We start from the raw sequence: 17,950 nt of genomic DNA, 5'->3' as shown, positions 1-17,950 counted from the left end.
CATAATTTTAAAATCCAAGATTAAGTCCAATAGAGTAATTTGTAGTAACCGGGTACACGCTATTATCGATACCGTTTACCGAAACTTCAGGGTCAAATCCTTTGTAGTTTGTAAAAGTCAAAACATTCTGCGCTGAGAAGTATAATCGAATTGATGAAAATACATTGTTAAATACGCTCTCTGGAAAATTATAACTCAAACTCACATTTTTTAGTCGCAGATATGAACCATCTTCTACAAACCTGTCAGAAACTCTGGCATTGCTGTTAGGGTCACCATACACTGCTCTTGGCATACTATTACTCGTTCCAATGCCTGTCCATCTTCCTAAAGTTGCCACTGTCTGATTATTTGCAACCGACATAGCTTCTGTATACATACGATTGGCATTGTAGATGTCATTTCCGTATACTCCTTGAAAATAAACTGTTAAGTCAAAATTCTTGTAAGAAAATGTATTGTTAAGCGAATAGGTGAATTTTGGATTAGGATTGCCTAAAAACGTTCTGTCTTTATCGTTAATGATTCCATCATTATTAAGATCCTTGAATCTTACATCTCCAGGCGCAGTACTTGTTGCCGTATTAGAGCCAGGCATCTGCACTGCATGATTATTTACATCAGTCTGTGTTTGAAAAATACCGTCAGTTACATACCCATAAAAAACGTTTACAGGGTACCCAGCCTGAATTAGGGAAATGGTACTGTTCAATCCTGTGCTTCCCGTTATAATTGGCGTATCACCGTTTATACTGTCAACTTTGTTTTTGTTATAAGAAAAAACAACATCTGAAGACCACTTGAATTCATGGACCAGATTTTTTGTTGATAATGACAATTCAATACCTTTATTTTGAATTTTCCCTGCATTTATTGATGGCACATAAATATCTGAATAGCCTGAAGTTACAGGAACAGACATCGGGACTAACATATCATTGGTGTTTTTTACATAAGCATCAAAAGTTAAATTGATTCTGCTGTCGAAAAATGAAGCATCCAAACCAACATTAAATTGTTCCTGACCTTCCCATTTTACATTTGTATTCGGAAGTACAGTCGGCACAACTGCGCTTACATAATTGTTATTAAAATTATACATAACCGTATTGTATGATGAAGAGAAAGCATAATTACCAATATCCTGATTTCCGGTAATACCGTAACCAACTCTTAATTTCAAATCATTAATAGCTGTTACTTTCTCCATAAATTTCTCTGATGAGATCCTCCATGATAAAGCACCTGATGGAAACCATCCCCATTTATTTCCTTCACCAAAACGAGAAGACCCATCTCTTCTGATTGTACCGGTTATATAATACTTGTCGTCATAGTCATAATTTACTCTTGCCAAATAAGACATAATTGCCCATTCAGAAGCGTTACCTCCTACTGTCGGCTGCAATGTACCATTGTCTATCTGCTGTGTTTCATCACTCGCAAATTTCTGAATAGAGCCGTTTAAGAAATCATACTTATTAGACTGCGAACTGCTTCCCACAACTGCATTTACATTATGTGCGCCAAAATGAGCATCATACGTCAGGGTGTTGTCCCAAAGAACAGTAATGCTTTTATTTGTCCCTTCATAAAGATATGAGTTGGTCTGAACATTCGAACCCCATGAATATTTAGGCGACCATGTTCTGTCAAACCAGATATTTGCCTCAACCCCACCTAAAGACTTAAACACTAAGTTTTTCAGCAAATTGATTTCTGCGAAAAGGTTACCTTGAAGATTATATCCTTTTGTTGATCTTTCTACAGTTGTGGCTTTTCCGATTGGATTTGTAATATCTCCATAATAAAGAGTATTTCCTGTAGGTCCAGTAAAATTTCCATTTTCATCATATATAGGCTGGGTAGGATTCGCCAATAACGTGCTACGGATATCATATGCACCGCTTTCTTTTATATCGTGTGCAATTTTAACACTGTTTCCAAATTTTACTTTGCTTGTCACTTTAGTATCAGAATTAAACTGAACAATGAATCTTTCATAATCAGTATTTAAAACGATACCCTTCTGGTTAAAATAATTAGCTGAAACATAGATATTAGATTTCTTTGTTTTATTCCCATAAGATAAAGTATAACTAGACATCATCTCAGGATTGAATAATGTTCCAACCCAGTCAGTTCCTGTTCCCAATGAAGCGGGATTTGTCCATAATGGATTAGGAGTAAGTCCTCCATTAGTCATCATATCATTATTTAAAGATGCGTATTGTGAAGCATTCAGCATCTTTACCACGTTTGAAGCATTTTGTACTCCCGTAAAAGTATCAAAAGTCAAAGTTGAACCTTCTTTTGTTCCGCCTCTTTTAGTGGTTACAATCACAACTCCATTTGCTCCCCTGGAACCATAGATTGCTGTGGAAGAGGCATCTTTAAGTACGCTGATCGATTCTACATCATTCATGTTTACTTGGTTAAGGCCTCCATTTAAAGGCATTCCGTCCACTACGATAAGAGGGTTATTATTAGCAATTGTACCTGTTCCCCTCACTCTAAAAGTGACATTGGATCCCGGTTCCCCACTCGAAATGACCTGTACACCGGCAGCCCTTCCCTGCATAGCCTCGCCAATATTAGCAACAGGCTGATTTTTCGTTTTGGCTACATCGATTGAAGCAACAGCCCCAGTTAAATCTCTAGCTTTGGCTTTTCCGTATCCGATTACTACAATATCTGTCAGTGATACTGCTTCTGGTACTAACTGAATTTCCAAATTTGTGCCGGTTGCAGAAATTTCTTTGTTAGAATATCCAATATATGATATTACTAAAACAGCATCGACAGTATTTACCTTAATAGAAAATTTTCCGTCGAAATCTGTAGTAGTACTTGATGCAGTTCCCTTTATTGTTACTGTCGCACCAGGTAAAGGCTCATGCTTTTCATTATAAACAGTTCCTGTAATTATCTTTTGCGCACTTTTAATCGCAGGTCCTTCTTGCTGTTTTACTACAGCAAAAGCACTACTGCTGCCACAAAACGCGACAAGCATAAAAAGTACCAGGATAAAATCTTTAATAGATGTCCTGTAAACATCGATTTCATGATATGATCTCATTTATTTTTTTGTTTGGTTAGTAAATTGTTAGTGTTGGTTTTTTGAAGTAAGATTGGTTTTTCTATAATCCCGATTATAATTTGTTACATACTTTTTAAATTAATATTTCACGTGTTTTAAAAGGCCTTTAAAAAACTACGAAATCCAATAATAGATTCGGATCAAAGCAAAGGAACAAAAAAACACATGCGAAAAATGTCTGTATGTAAAACGTATAGAAAAAACAAGGGGTGAAATTCATTAAAACAATTGTATATTATTGATATTAAATCTATTAACAAAATTTAAGCATCAAGAATTATATAGATTTTAAATTTTAAAACAGCAATTATTCAAGCACAAAAAAACATATTTTGTAATATTTTACTATAAAAAATATATTATTCTCATTTAAAAACAACAAAACAAAACGGTTGCAAACAAAAAAATCCCGCTATTGAATAGCGGGATTTTTTTTTAAATATTTGCTTAATTAGTTAATTTTTACAGAAGTCATTTCCATCAGTTTTTTATCAAATCCTTCATTTTCGATTATGGACTTATTACGAACTTTAGTTTTATAGGCATAAATTGAATTGACCGAATAACCTAAAATCTGGGCAATTTTTTCATTGTGTTTGATCCCTAAACGGATCAAGGCAAAAATTCTCAGCTCTTTATTAAGAATCTGCCCTTCTTTTAGCTTTATCTGCTCCCCGGGTTTCATGAGCGAATTGAATTCAGCAATAAAATCAGGAAACAGATTGATAAACGCTGTGTCAAAATTATTGAGCAGTTTATCCTTTTCCTTCTTCAAATCATATCTTGATATTCTGTATTTTGCTTTAGCATAATCTCCTGAATCAATATCCCTTTCTATGTAAGATGTAAATTCATTAAACTTTTCAAAAATATCATCATATTCCGTAAAGAAAAAACCAATATATTCTTCATTAATCTTATTAGCTTCTGAAAGACGATTGTTAATCAATTCAATTTGGCTGTTACGCGCCTTTATTTCTTCGTTTACAACAACAAGTTGTTTATTTACATTCTGCAGATCTGTATGCGCAACTGCAATTATCTTTTTTGCTTTTTGAATTTTCCTGAATTGCATAAAAGTAAGGATTAAAAAGCAGATTACAATTACTGAAAAAACAATTGCACCTATATATTGAAAGTAAAGTCTCTTTTTTTCTCTTTCAATATTCTGGACTATTTCTTCTTCAATGTGCGGCAGGATCGCTCCTACTTGTAGTTTTCTCTGCTGTGCCCCATAAAAAACAGCATCATCATATGCTTTTTTCACTAGCGAAGATGCACTCTGCAGATTCTTTTTTCTAAACAAGAGCTCTGATAACCTTATTATAGCCAGTGATTCTTTTGTTGAGATACGAATATCTGAAATAGCGGCTTTGCTGTAATAATCAAGTGCGCGATCTCCCCTGCCCGACTCATTGCAGATCTCTCCAAGCATGTAATTTAATAAGGCTTCATCCCTATCACTAACATCAGAATTAAGAAGGGACAGAAAGCCTTTTTCAGCAGAAGCTAAATCACCATCCTTATATTCGTTAAAAAATTTTAAAAATGAATTGAAAAAAGTACCTTCAGCTGTTAAATTTAATGCCTTAATTCTGCACTCCTTAGCAAGCTGGTTGTACTTTTTACTAAAGATCGGAATACTGCTGTATTCTGCCATATCACTATAGCACCTGCCAAGCAGTCCATAATATAAAGATCCGTTCTCATTGTTTATCTCTTCGGGTTTAATCAAAAGAAGGTAATCCAACCCTTCTTTATACATACCCGCAGAAACACTGATATTGGCCAAATTAATATTGGACTTCATCAAAAAGGATTTATCATTAATTTTTTCTGATAACTCTTTGACTTTTAAGGCATAATCAAAAGCAGAATCTCTCTTAAAAAGTACATACTGATCAAAAAGCTGCTGGTTTAAATCCAATAACTTGTGGCGATCATCTTTAACCAGCCTAAGCTGATCCTTTAAATCCTGAATGGCCTTTCTCTTGCTTTTATCATAAATGCTCGAGGAATCTATTACCTGATCGAGCCTTTTTAACAATTGCTCGCTTTGTCCATAAAAACTGTTTGAACATAATAGTAGAATAGCAATCAAAATGAAATTTAAGCTAAAACGTAAAAGGAATTTTTCTATAAAAAATTGCTTAACCATGCCATACATTAGTGATTTTAAATTAAACATTTTTTTTAGTCAACAAATTTTCACTGATACATATAATATCAGCACATTATATTACTAATCTAATTCTTTAATCATAATATTGCGAAACCAGACATCGTTTCCATGATCCTGCAAAGCAATTTTTCCTTTATTGAATGTGCCAAAATCCGGCCAATCTGCAAATTTGCTTCCCGCTACGATTTTTTTGAAATTATCATCCCAAAGAATAGTCTCTACCACTGTAACTCCATTAAGAATAAGTGTTAATTTTCCTTTCCTGCTGACAATTTCGGCAGTATTCCATTCTCCAGCCTGTTTGACAGGCTCTGATCTGCCTTGAACCAAATCATACAAATCTCCTGCTCGATGCTTAAGAATTTTTCCGTCCGGATGGCCCTCATTATCTAAAAGCTGCATTTCGAGTCCAGTACTATAAGTATTTTGGTATTTTACAGGATTCTCATTTACATAAAAAATTATACCGCTGTTCCCGTCCTGGGCTATTTTCCAATCCAATTTAAGATGGAAATCCCTAAATTCAGCATCCGTTACTAAGTCCCCGCCCTGCCCATTGTTTGCTTCTTTTGAATCAAAATGCAATATGCCATCTGCCGCCTTCCATGCTTTTCCAGCGGATTTTTTGCCATAGGAATGCCAGCCCTTTGTCGATTTGCCGTCAAAAAGGGGCTTGAAACTTTTCTGTGCCTGCATCGTTTGCAGTCCAAACAAAACAACTAATGAAACTATAATTTTTTTCATTTCAATATTTTTATTAATCAGTTAAAACTATTCTTTTATTGTAACAGGCGGGAGAGAAACCAAATCTTTCAAAAAAGTAAAATTAAAATTTTATTCTGCGCAAACAAGATATAGCCAATTATAAAATTTTCAGCCATTATTTATGTTTTTCCAATTACTGAAACAAAAGCCTGCTAATTCAAGATCAATGTGCTTGAAAGGAATTACTTTTGTGCCACAAAACCTAAATCGAATAAAGTAATTCATAGAGCCAAAGAAAGACAATACTATCTTAACTTAAAACAATCTTTTAAAATCTTCCATAAAATTTGTAAATTTATATATCAGTTTAATTCGATGAATCAACTGAGTTTTTACAATTTTTGCATCAATCCCCAACAGGGCATCCAAACCAAATTTACATTGCCAATGCAAGACAGACACTACATATAGAAAGCCAATTTCTTCAAATCATCCAAAAATGATGTTGTAATATGTCCTGTCCCTGTCACAAAGCCAAATGGCGCCAATTGAAGACAATTGGCGCCATTTTTTTATTAGACATAATTGCTGATGGACTACAGCTGAAAATTGATTTATTCCTCACTAAAATAAAGCACAAAATAGCCCCGATAGCAGCGGAAATCCTTCTGCGCCGGGGTTCGGCGCAGAAGATTGAAGCGCATAGCGGGAAAAAGCTCCCAAAAAAAAACAAACCTAAAAAACAAACCTAAAAAACAAACCTAAAACTATTGCCGTGTGGAACTGCACGATAAGCCGGCTCCCGGCTGTTTCAGCCCCCTACCTGATATGGAATATCCGCTCTTGAGCTGATAAATCCTCCCACGATGCTCCCATTACTATTGCCACCAGATTCTTAAGATCTGCATACGTGCTGGGCTTCACGGCATAAAAATCCGCTCCCAGGGCAAATGCCTTCTGCATTGTCTTCCCGGCACTGTCGATGGAATAGACGATGATCCTTGCATTTCTGCTGACCAGCCCCATGCCTCTGAGCCTTTCGATGCACTCAAAGCCGTCCATGCCCGGCATATAAAGGTCAAGGAATATGAAATCGGCAGGCTCCTGCTCCGGTTTGGAAAAATGCTCGATGAGCTGCTGTGCGCTGCAGAGCTCAAATATCCTGAAAGGCCGATCGAGCTCCAGAAGCGCTTCATGGAGCAGCATGCGGTCGTCCTCATCGTCATCGGCTAGGCATATGATTATTTTCGGGTCTTCATCCATGATCTGTCGGTTTTTCGCTGCCGAATAAAACCATCATACAAGGATCCCTCAAGCCGGCTGCGCCACAGCCCTGGGCAAATCCCTGAAAATCGAATTATTCGGCTCTTGGTTCAATAATTTTCCAATTTAGGAATTCTGGCGCCCTGAAACAAATACGGAAACATATTTTACATAATTTCCACCTTAAAGATGTGAATTATGTAAAATCAGAATAAGAATTCCGCTTCAAAAAACACCTCAAGCGCATCATTTATAGATATGCCCTAGATGCCCGGCTCTGCCTGGTCTGTCTGGCGCTTGAATTCCAGTTTATTTTTATGACAGATTGATTCTGTATTTTTCTTCTGTAGGCCAAGAAGATCTATCGGGCATAAACCGCCCTATCTGGAATACTTTTTCAATAAATTCTATGCTCTGGTCCACTGGCGTACTCTCGTCTTTCAAGTGGCTCGCAAAATGGCCTATCAATTTTTGGATAATCCTGGAACTGACCAGATCCATCTGAACCTCGTCAAAATGGATTGCTTTCTTCTTTTGGAAAGCAAACTCAGTCGATACAATCTCATTCAGTTTTGCTTTCAATGCATGGATGGTCGGTGCGCATTTTCGGCCGTTCACCCAGGCATACAGCTCTGATTTCAGATCCTCAATAATGGCTTCTGCGGCAGGGATATGCTGTTTTCTTCTCTCCAGCGTCTCATCGGCAATCTGGGAGAGATCATCCAGATGTATTAAGGTTACCCCCGGTATCCCTTCCACATCGGCATCCACATTGCGCGGAATGGACAGGTCCAGGATCAATAAGGGCTTATGCAGGCCAAGAAGTGTTTTATCAATAGTGGGGCTTTGCGCTCCCGTAGCCACAACCAGCACATCCGCCTTTTGCAGCTCTTCTTTCAGATCGCCGTAATCCTTTACGATGACATTGAGTCTTCGCGCCAGCAATTCGGCTTTGTGTCTTGTTCTGTTTATAAGGGTTATATGGCTGTTTTTGGTATGCTTTAATAAATTTACGCAGGTATTGCCGCCTATTTTTCCTGTCCCCAGCAGCAGAATATTTTTATTCCCTACATCGGCGGCATTCTGGATTATATACTGCACCGATGCAAAAGAAACCGACGCCGCGCCGCAGGAAATCTTAGTCTCTGTCTTGACTTTTTTGCTCGCCTGGATTACAGTGTTTACCAGGCGGTCCAGAAATGTGTCGGCCAAACCTTTCTCTCTGCTGCGGTTAAAAGCGGTTCTGATCTGGCTGATGATTTCAAAATCGCCCAGGATCTGGCTCTCCAAACCTGTCCCTACCCGGAACATGTGGCTGACGGCCTGGCTGTTTTTATAGATATAGCCCGACTGCTGAAATTCCTCCACGCTGCCTTTCGTATGGCCGCAAAGCAGTTTTATCAGTTCATACGGATGAGAAGCCCATCCATAGATTTCAGTCCTGTTGCAGGTGGAAATTACAATCAACGACTCTATGCCCTCGGTTTTGGCCTGCGCCAGCAGATCAGACTGGCCTTCAGCATCCAGGCTGAATTTCCCCCTGATCAGGGCATCTGCTTTTTTATAGCTTAATCCTAAGGCGTAGAAAGTGGTGTTTTGGGAAAGCTTAAAATTTTCCATGGGATGGCTTTGATTAAAAATTCGAAAAAAAGGGAGTTCTGCTCTGGAAAATCAGTCCGCACCCGTATGTGCTGCCATGCGGACAAGCGCCTCCAATCAGTATGGTCCTTATATGATATATGATCAAAGATGCCATTCAGCAAACTTGCAACTGCAAAGGGATTCCTTTAGGCAGACATGCTTGTTTTGGAATAAGACAATGACTTATAAATAAAACGCCGCCCGCATAAAAAGGCGGCGTTTTTTGGGAAGATGAATTATTTTTGGACGATGGGCGTTCTCAATGATTCCAAAACTGCCACAATATCCGTATAAAGTTCTGTGTTTGAAGCAACGCCGTTCGCATTGGCGGCAGCTCCCACATAACCTTCGAATTTCGTATAGTCGGCACTGCTGGATTTTGTTCCCATTCTAGGGTTTGTCGCAGGGTTGTGCGCTGCTGCCATGCTCAGGCCCGAATACGTATTCACTGCATTTGTCCCTCCGGTGTTGAAGGAAAAGAAATCAGTCAGGTTATCGGATAATTTTGCAATATTTGTAGCCTGGGTCGTACCGGTTTCGGCCAGAAGGGGCGCAAAATGCGCCTGCAGGTTTCCTGATGCATTGGACTGGATATCGGCAACTATCAGTCCGATTGTTGAATTGACCACTTTGCGGAAGCTAAGGCGTCCCTGCTCGATCATCTGTCCTGAATTATCAGGATCGGCAACCATTTTAGTGCCTCCCAACCGCTCATATATGGATGCTTTTACAGGAGCCGGAGTCTCATCATCATTGCTGCAGGATGTAAAAACAGCCGTTGAAAGGAATAACGCGATTAAGGCGATTTTAGAATAATTTTTCATAACAATAATATTAAAGGTTAATTAAAAAAATGATTGATCTTCTGGGACAGCTTGTAGCCCAGACTGTTCTGGTCCATAGGACAGACTTCTTTGGATGCCAGATTTTCAGGCAGCACATAAGGCTGGGCCTCATAATGCCTTTTGGCCATCAGCTGCGAATAGACCTTTTTTGAATTGGTGATCCGGTTATTATGGAAGTAAACCACCACGTTTCTCTTGATAATGATGGAATCCGAGGTCAGCCCTTTGATGGATCTCAGATCAGCGCAGATCTGTCTGGCCTGCGCAGAATCGATAGCTTGCTTGAAATCAATGCGGCTTACCTGCAGGTTTGGAGTGTCATAAACCGCAGGCTTGGCAGTAATGATATGGAAAAGAAGAATTGCCGAAAACAGGACCGTCGTTCCCATTGCGATCCAAAGTCCTTTTTTGATGTGCTTGTTGATTTTCATACGTGATTTTTATAGCGGTTAGATTTAAGGTCATATACGGAAACTTTTTTAGGATGGTTTTAACAAGTAAAAAGAAAACTTTAGTTTAGAATTGTTTTAAATAATCTGAATCCTTTCCACAGCATCAGCCATGCCTAAAACAGCATCCCGCATCATCTTTTCATACTGCCCATGTTTTTGGAGATATCGCCGGCAAAAGCCATGATTCGGATTTCAATGGACAAAAAGAGGTCTTCCTGCAATCTGTAAAAGAGTTTTTGGCGTATATAGGTGAAAAGCATTCCTTGAGATGAAAATCATCTCTGCTCTGCAAACCAAAAAAAAAACGTTATGAAACTACAAAAAGCATGTGCCGTTTTATCAGCTGCCATAATCCTTGCAGGCTGCTCCAATGATGATTCCGCGGCTCCGACGGACACCACCGCCCCTGCCGGATCAGCAACCTATGACAAGGATGTGAAATCAATTATTGACAATAACTGCATTGTCTGCCATGCGGCGGTTCCCACAAACGGTGCGCCCATATCCCTTGCCACATATGCCCAGGTCAAAGAGGCCGTTTTAAAACGAAGCCTCATCATCCGCATTTCCCTTGAAAACGGCAATAGCGTGCTGATGCCCAAGGGAGGCCCCAGAATGCCCCAGGAAACTATAGATATAGTCAAGCAATGGGAAAAGGACGGATTATTTGAAAAATGATTTTAATATCCGCGGCAATACTATACTCTGCCCCGGGCGGTTAAATGATCCCGCCGCAGGCAGATTTAATGCAGGAGCCTGCTCCGGTGCGCGGGTCGCCACCTTAATGTATAGTGGTTAAAAATACCCCTTAGAGAACCTCTGGTCAGCATTCAATTTCAGAAAATGAAATCCCATTTAAAGGCGATTTGATGCCCAATAATTATCTCATAAGCATAATAAGAGCTATATTTGCCGTTTCGGATATCAAAAAGAAATAAAATCATCTCATCTCCCCTAATGCCGCCCTGCAAGAACATACTGATCTTCCTGCTTACCGCCCTGCGTCTTCTCCACGGCAGTGAGCCTGAAAAGCTTTCATCGGCTGTATTCTCTGATCCGTCCATGGAAATCCTTGCAGGCTCAGATGGAACAGCTTCAGTTTTCAGTGCACCGGGCGCTAAAAAAAAAGTGAGAATAAATAGTTCATCCAATGAACGGAAAACCAAACTCAAGCCGTCCGTTTGTGTTTTGAAAAATGAAAAATTCCGCTTTGATGCTGTTTTGGCGAACTGCGCCATAGACAGCTCGCTTTTCAAGAACAAAATAGCCTGCCGGCTGGACAGCAGCAGCCTGCTTCACCTATTTCACCTTTTCTAGAAATCCCTTAAACAGCGTACCGCATATCCGGCCTTTGGGGGCCGGCTTTTCACTTCGCTAAATTTCCTTAATCTTTTAAGACTCGCTGCATCTTCACCATTTTTAGCCCCATAGGCCACTAGATCCCGTGAATTGTTTACCATTCAATGTTTTTCCTACACATCTGCTGGATATCATTTCAAGTCGTTTCCTATTGCAAAACTAATCGTGTTTTATCTCTGCAGGCCTAATTGGTTTTAATCATTTATTAATCAGGATACCCGTATCCGCTCTCAAAATTCCATGAAACATTTATTCTTGCTTTTCATATCCTTGCTTATATGCCAGACGGCGGCGTCTCAAAAAAAATCGCTGAAATTCTACCTTGAACAGCATCAGGGCAAAAAAATTGACACCATATTCCGCATCGGCACTTCTGACAGCATCAAAGCCGGGCTCCCGGCAACATTGATATGCGGAAGATTTAAGGGACCGACCTTTGCCATCGTGTCAGGAGCGCGGCCCTCAGAACAATCGGCAGTACAATCACTTTTAAAACTGCGCCGCGAGATAAACCCTGAAAAACTGGCCGGGAGCCTGATCATAATTCCGATAATGAATCTGGATTCCTTTTTTTCTTCCTGCCAAAATAACGGCCTGAATACGGATTTAAATCTGGATCAGTATTTTCCAGAAGCCCAAAAAAGCATCGTCAATGGGCTTGCAGCCGATTTTATAACCACCCATATTTTTGATGCTACTGATATTCTTCTGGATATCAGATCAGCGGGCAGCAATGAAGACCTTATATCATATGCCAGCTACTATCATAACAGTGAACTTCCCCAGCAGGCCCTCTTGTGCTCGCGCCTGTGCGAAATCAGCGGTTTGGGAACCGTAGTTGCCAGGCCTTATCTTCAGCCTTGCGGGCAGCCTTCCAAGCAGATCTCCAGACAGGCAGTGCGCCTTGGCATTCCAGCCCTGAGCATAACGGCGGCAAAGCAGGCCGCCGCCGCCAGATCTGAAATAGGCCCGGCCATGAATGCTGTGTATAATATGCTGGCCCAGCTCAAAATGTATCAGCATAAACTGGCTCCGCAGGCAGTGCTTCCAAAAAGATTCTTTAATGACCAGCTGCTTGTAGCCTCACCTGCAGAAGGCTTGTTCTACAGCAGCGCAAAGGCCGGCAGCAGCATTATCAAAGGCGAGGAAATAGGCTATATAACCGATGTTTTCGGCAGGAACGTAAAAATAATAACCGCGCCGGCAGACGGAACAATCCTTAAAAAAAGCACCGGACTTGCCGCCAGCACATCTGCCCCGCTTTTCTGGATCGGCCGCAGCAGAAGCAGTAATGAAAAAGAACAGGAAAAATAAGACTGCTGCCCGCATTTTCCTTAACGAAAAACTCTTTGGATTCTTCTAAAAATCAATCCCGATTTGTTTTTTCTGCCCTTACCGGCTAAATTTGCAGATATGACAAAACTAATAAACCTAAATATTTTCAAACGATTTTTCTCCTCCTCCTCAGCCGGAGGTGTCATCCTGCTGCTTTGCGTAGCTATATCGCTCACTATAGCCAACATCGGGTGGGCAGAATCGTTTAATGGTCTGCTGCAGATGAAACTTGGCAGGGATTTTGGAGCCATAGATCTGGAATATCCCCTTATTACCTGGATTAATGATGGCCTTATGGCTGTATTTTTCCTTTTGGTCGGCCTGGAAATCAAAAGGGAAATCATCGAAGGGGAACTCTCTTCCTTCAGACAGGCGTCCCTGCCGGTGCTTGCAGCTATCGGCGGTGTTGCTGTGCCGGCCCTGCTCTACGCCTCGCTGAATGCCTCAAATCCGCAGACGGCCGCAGGCTGGGGAATTCCCATGGCCACCGATATTGCCTTCGCACTCGGCATTATTTCCCTTTTGGGCAGCAGAGTCCCAAACGGGCTTAAAATTTTTCTGGCCGCACTTGCCATCGTTGACGATCTGATCGCCATACTGGTAATCGCAATATTCTATTCCAGCGAAATCCATCTTATCTACCTTGCCTATGCAGCAGGCATCATGTCGCTTCTGATCATTTTTAACAGATGCGGGGTAAAAAACATATTCTGCTATATCATTCCCGGGGCAGCAATGTGGTATCTGGTGCATCATTCAGGCATCCACGCCACCATTGCAGGGGTACTGACGGCGCTCGCCCTGCCCACCAATGAGGATGACACCGAATCCCCGTTGGAAAAACTTGAGCACAGCCTTACCATTCCGGTAAACTTTTTCATAATGCCACTGTTTGCCATTGCCAATACGTGCATCACTTTTGAGAGCGGAATGATCGAAGGGCTTGCAGGAAGCATCGGGATGGGTATCATACTGGGATTATTTCTCGGCAAGCCCGCCGGGATTTTTTTAATGTCCTGGTTAGCCGTTAAGCTCAAAATTTCAGAACTGCCCGACCAGACATCATGGCCTCATGTACTTGGACTAGGCATTCTGGGCGGCATCGGCTTTACCATGTCTATCTTTATTGCCCTTTTGTCCTTTAAGCAGCCTGAATTACAGCTGCAGGCAAAATTTGCCGTTCTTACAGCTTCCCTTCTGGCCGGCGCGCTGGGCTATGCCATTTTATATCTCTATGGCAGAAGATCCGAAAAATCATAACAAATTTTCAATGCAGCGGCTATTTTGGGCCCGTGCAGCTTGAAATGCTTTTTTTTGCTTTATTCGAAAAAGGGTTTTATTTGCAAAAATAAGGCCCTTTTTTACGCCATCCTTTACGCGTGCACAGGCAATCATACCTTGATCTATGCGCCATAAGGCTACTTCTCGCGGCGGTAGAGCACCACGTTTTTGACGCCCAGCCTTTCATTGAGCCAGGTCCTGAACTTCTCCTTATCGGCCTGTCTGATTGGTTTTGCCGCGTCATATGCCACAGCAGTCACCTCGGCAAGCGAATCGTTTTTTAATGCGGCCTGCTGGCGCACAATGGCCAGGGAACTTACTTCGGGAAACAATATTCGGATTTCCTTCAGAAATGAGGCATTATCGAACTCATAGCGCGAGAGCTGCTTCTGGAGCTGCATGATCTTCACATCCTTTGCATTGAGCTCATTCTCACTGCTTTTGATCTGGCTCAGGATATCGCCCTTCAGCGCACTGAAACGGTCGGTGCTGTCTTGCCTGATAATCAGTTGGGCACCCTTCAAAAACTGGTTCTCACCCATTTTTTTTCTCAGAAGGCCCATTTCGGAATCTGTAAATCTCTTGGAAAGGAAAGCCAGCTCCAGCACTTTCCCCTTTGGAGCATAGGAAGTCTTTTTATAAACCATCGTGTAGCCTTTAGCTGTGAACTCCTGATCGGCGAAAAGGTCTGCACTTTTGATGAACTGCTGCTTCTCATACAGCGTATAGGCAAGATAGGCGCTCGGGATAATCATAACGGAAATGAGTACGGAAATGAAAATTCTGACTTTTCTCTGCTGTCCCTTGTCCACAGCCTCTTTGGCAGGATATTTAAGATATTTTACAATCAGGAAAGTGGATATGCCGATAAACACGCAATTTATGCAGTACAGGTAGAAAGCGCCTAGGAAAAAAGGCCACTGCATAGTGGCAATGCCGTAGCCTGCCGTACAGAGCGGCGGCATGAGGGCCGTGGCGATGGCGACCCCGGGAATGGGATTTCCCTTTTCGGTCCTGGTGACGGCAATCACGCCCACCAGCCCCCCAAAGAAGGCAATAAGTATATCATATATATTGGGAGATGTGCGTGCAAGCAGTTCGGACTGCACTTCCTTGAAGGGGCTCAGGTAAAAATAGACCGTCGAGAAAAGAAGGCTTACCAGAGTGGCATTAAGCAGGTTGCGCAACGATTTTTTTAGCAGGGAAAAATCATAGATTCCCAGGGCAAAACCCGCCCCCACTATCGGTCCCATCAGCGGGGAAATCAGCATCGCACCTATGATCACCGCTGTAGAGTTCACATTAAGCCCCACAGAGGCAATAATGATCGCACAGGCCAGTATCCAAAGATTGGCGCCTTTGAAATCAATATTTTTCTTGACACTCTCAAGGGTCTTACCCTTGTCGTCTTCATCCTCATGGAGGGTGAAAAATCCTGAAAATTTCTCCATAATCTGCTTCTTGATAAAATTTCTGTATTTTGAATTTAAAAAAAATATGCATATCATCCAAAACAATTGTGAAATTGCCCTGCAGACCATCTGGAGAAGACCGGATGCAGGTACAGTGTTGCGGCATGTATATTGGGACTTTAGATCGAAAGCTGGATCCCCATGAAATAAGGCGGAAGAAGCTGATATTATGCATTTTCCCCCAATAGCCTTTTTTGAACTTAGAAAATCAGCATTCCTTTAAATTCGGCGCTCCCAACCGCATAGAGAAAGGAAAAACAGAACTCTGTAAAGGATAAGGAATTATCGGCTCTGGATACCTCATGGAAGCTAAAAGCAGTGCTATTAATAAATTGTTTGTTAAAATCTGATGCTGAAACAAAGCTGTGGCGTATCTTTGAAAAAATTGCCCCTATAATCCCGCAGCGCTTATTGCCGCATTTAAAATCAATGCACGGGCGCGCGTACACAGTTTTCACTTTCATGTTTAAAAAAAAGCTTTTACAGATTGAGGCCCTTCTTATTGTAGGAAGAAAAAAATGTCTCCCAAACAGTTTATATTTCTGGCCAGCGTCCTTGTCGGGATCACTTCCGCCTTGGCCGTCATACTCCTAAAATCATTTGCCCATTCGGTTTATCAGGCCGCTGCATATGCCAACAGCATACTAAAGCTGAGCTTTATCAACTCAGTGCTTCCCGTTATAGGGATCCTGCTCACGGTGATGGCCACCAGAAGGCTCCTTGGAGGGACCATTGAAAAAGGCACTTCCCAAATCCTGTATCTGGTAGCCCGCAAAGCCAGTATTGTTCCCAAAAAACAGCTTTATGCGCAGATTCTCACAAGTTCCCTCACAGTGGGGCTTGGAGGCTCGGCCGGGCTTGAAAGCCCAATTGTGGTTACAGGAGCCGCTTTCGGTTCCAATTTTGCCCAGCAGTTCCGATTAAGCTACAAAGACAGGACGCTCCTTCTGGGCTGCGGAGTCGCGGCCGGAATCGCCGCTGCTTTTAATGCGCCCATAGCAGGGGTGCTGTTTGCCGTTGAAGTGCTTCTGGTGGATGTGACCATAGCAGCCTTTACACCGATTATGATCGCCGCCGCAACCGGCGCCCTGGTTTCTGCAATCCTGCTTAACGAAAATATACTGCTCAGCTTCCGCCAAAAGCAGACTTTTGATTACCACAACATCCCACTGTATATCCTTCTGGGCCTGTTTACAGCTTTTCTCTCGGTCTATTATTCAAGGAATTTTCTCAAAACCGAGCACTATTTTGCAAACCTAAGGCTCGGTGCATATAAAAAAGCGCTTTTCGGCGCTCTGGTCCTCGGACTTCTCATTTTTGCATTTCCAGTCCTGTTTGGTGAAGGATACGAAAGCATCAAATCTCTGGCCGACCGCAATCCGGGCGAACTTCTGGAAAATACCCTCTTCAAGGACTTCAGCTCCAATCAATGGGTGCTTCTGGCTTTTGTGGGGGCATCAATGATGCTCAAGGCTTTCGCATCAGGCATTACCCTTGGCAGCGGAGGCAACGGAGGAAATTTTGCGCCATCGCTTTTTCTGGGCTCATATGCCGGATATTTTTTTTCTAAATTCCTTAACCTTACCGGACTGACCGACCTTCCGGTAAGCAATTTTGCCATAGTGGGCATGGCGGGAATACTCAGCGGACTCTTTCATGCCCCTCTTACAGCCATATTTCTTATTGCAGAAATCACAGGCGGATATGATCTGATCATCCCGCTTATGATTGTCGCCTCGATAAGCTTTGCAATCTCAAAACGTTTTGAAAAGCATTCCCTGGATGTAAAAGGGCTCGTAAAAAAAGGGAATGTCTTTACCAGCAACAAGGACACCAATATCCTCTGGACCCTTAAAATGGACGCCATACTGCAGAATGATCCCAAAACGCTTGCTCCTGAGGATGACATCCACATGGTTCGCAGTGTGATAAAAGCTTCCGATCAGGGAATGTTTGCCGTGACTTCTGGGGAAAAACTGCTCGGCGTGGTCTATTTCAGCGATATAAAGGAATTTATATTCAATGATACCGATATCAGGGCGAAAGACCTAATGGCCGCCCCGATGGAAATCGTTTATTATAATGACAGTATGGAGACCGTAATGCAGAAGCTGGAAAAAAGCAGCAGATCCTATCTTCCGGTTCTCAAGGAGGATCTCTATTGCGGCTATATAGACAAGGGCGCTGCATTGGAAGCCTACCGAAATCAGCTTAAATCCATGATTTTTGAATAATTTCCCCCAGTAGAAATACAGCAGATAAAACCCAAAAGATAAAAATTTAATCTCTTGAAGCTGGTAAAAAAATCAATCTGC

13 protein-coding genes and 1 pseudogene are annotated in these 17,950 nt (G+C 41.8%); 5 read left to right on the top strand and 9 right to left on the bottom strand.

Features of this window, described 5'->3' with window-relative positions:
* Positions 1 to 7: 7 nt before the first annotated feature.
* From BOW57_RS04930 to BOW57_RS04920, 3 genes are all read right to left on the bottom strand, one after another.
* Entirely contained in the window at positions 8 to 3,079 is a 3,072-nt protein-coding gene (locus tag BOW57_RS04930) for a TonB-dependent receptor (protein WP_129053252.1), read from the bottom strand.
* Between the two features lie 472 nt (positions 3,080 to 3,551).
* Entirely contained in the window at positions 3,552 to 5,288 is a 1,737-nt protein-coding gene (locus tag BOW57_RS04925; RefSeq protein WP_129053251.1) for a DUF6377 domain-containing protein, read from the bottom strand.
* A 54-nt stretch (positions 5,289 to 5,342) separates the two neighbouring features.
* Positions 5,343 to 6,026 (bottom strand): DUF1080 domain-containing protein, encoded by a 684-nt coding sequence (locus BOW57_RS04920; protein ID WP_129053250.1) that lies wholly within the window; start codon positions 6,024 to 6,026, stop codon positions 5,343 to 5,345.
* Positions 6,027 to 6,535: 509 nt separating this feature from the next.
* Between BOW57_RS04920 and BOW57_RS04915 the strand changes: the two genes are divergently transcribed.
* Positions 6,536 to 6,739 (top strand): hypothetical protein, encoded by a 204-nt coding sequence (locus BOW57_RS04915; protein ID WP_129053249.1) that lies wholly within the window; start codon positions 6,536 to 6,538, stop codon positions 6,737 to 6,739.
* 67 nt (positions 6,740 to 6,806) lie between these two features.
* Here the strand turns inward: BOW57_RS04915 and BOW57_RS04910 are convergent, their stop codons facing one another.
* The 4 genes from BOW57_RS04910 to BOW57_RS04895 all read right to left on the bottom strand — a co-directional run bounded on the left by BOW57_RS04910 (position 6,807) and on the right by BOW57_RS04895 (position 10,167).
* Entirely contained in the window at positions 6,807 to 7,250 is a 444-nt protein-coding gene (locus tag BOW57_RS04910) for a response regulator (protein WP_129053248.1), read from the bottom strand.
* A gap of 315 nt (positions 7,251 to 7,565) precedes the next feature.
* Positions 7,566 to 8,870, bottom strand: a complete 1,305-nt coding sequence (hemA, locus tag BOW57_RS04905; protein WP_129053247.1) for a glutamyl-tRNA reductase — start codon at positions 8,868 to 8,870, stop codon at positions 7,566 to 7,568.
* A 257-nt stretch (positions 8,871 to 9,127) separates the two neighbouring features.
* Positions 9,128 to 9,715: a hypothetical protein gene (locus BOW57_RS04900; RefSeq protein WP_129053246.1), complete on the bottom strand. Its 588-nt coding sequence runs from the start codon at positions 9,713 to 9,715 to the stop codon at positions 9,128 to 9,130.
* Between the two features lie 17 nt (positions 9,716 to 9,732).
* The gene (locus BOW57_RS04895; protein ID WP_129053245.1) at positions 9,733 to 10,167 is read right to left on the bottom strand and encodes a hypothetical protein; all 435 of its coding nucleotides are present in this window, start codon (positions 10,165 to 10,167) and stop codon (positions 9,733 to 9,735) included.
* Positions 10,168 to 10,497: 330 nt separating this feature from the next.
* Here BOW57_RS04895 and BOW57_RS04890 point away from each other — a divergent pair, with 330 nt between their 5' ends.
* A complete protein-coding gene (locus BOW57_RS04890) occupies positions 10,498 to 10,866 on the top strand; it encodes a hypothetical protein (RefSeq protein ID WP_129053244.1) in 369 nt (122 codons plus the stop codon).
* 158 nt (positions 10,867 to 11,024) lie between these two features.
* Here the strand turns inward: BOW57_RS04890 and BOW57_RS04885 are convergent, their stop codons facing one another.
* Entirely contained in the window at positions 11,025 to 11,426 is a 402-nt protein-coding gene (locus BOW57_RS04885; RefSeq protein ID WP_129053243.1) for a hypothetical protein, read from the bottom strand.
* Between the two features lie 361 nt (positions 11,427 to 11,787).
* Between BOW57_RS04885 and BOW57_RS04880 the strand changes: the two genes are divergently transcribed.
* Positions 11,788 to 12,861: a succinylglutamate desuccinylase/aspartoacylase family protein gene (locus BOW57_RS04880; RefSeq protein ID WP_129053242.1), complete on the top strand. Its 1,074-nt coding sequence runs from the start codon at positions 11,788 to 11,790 to the stop codon at positions 12,859 to 12,861.
* Between the two features lie 99 nt (positions 12,862 to 12,960).
* Positions 12,961 to 14,142 (top strand): Na+/H+ antiporter NhaA, encoded by a 1,182-nt coding sequence (gene nhaA / locus BOW57_RS04875; protein ID WP_129053241.1) that lies wholly within the window; start codon positions 12,961 to 12,963, stop codon positions 14,140 to 14,142.
* A gap of 158 nt (positions 14,143 to 14,300) precedes the next feature.
* Here nhaA and BOW57_RS04870 read toward each other — a convergent pair whose 3' ends face one another.
* Positions 14,301 to 15,614, bottom strand: a complete 1,314-nt coding sequence (locus BOW57_RS04870) for a DUF389 domain-containing protein (RefSeq protein ID WP_129053240.1) — start codon at positions 15,612 to 15,614, stop codon at positions 14,301 to 14,303.
* 483 nt (positions 15,615 to 16,097) lie between these two features.
* On the opposite strand from BOW57_RS04870, the pseudogene BOW57_RS04865 reads away from it, so the two are divergent.
* Positions 16,098 to 17,869, top strand: a pseudogene (locus tag BOW57_RS04865) (chloride channel protein).
* Positions 17,870 to 17,950 lie beyond the last annotated feature (81 nt).

The organism is Flavobacterium sp. YO64 (assembly GCF_004119505.1).
GTDB classification, from domain to species: Bacteria; Bacteroidota; Bacteroidia; order Flavobacteriales; family Flavobacteriaceae; genus Flavobacterium; species Flavobacterium oncorhynchi.
This window is presented reverse-complemented; position numbering and strand designations above follow the sequence as displayed.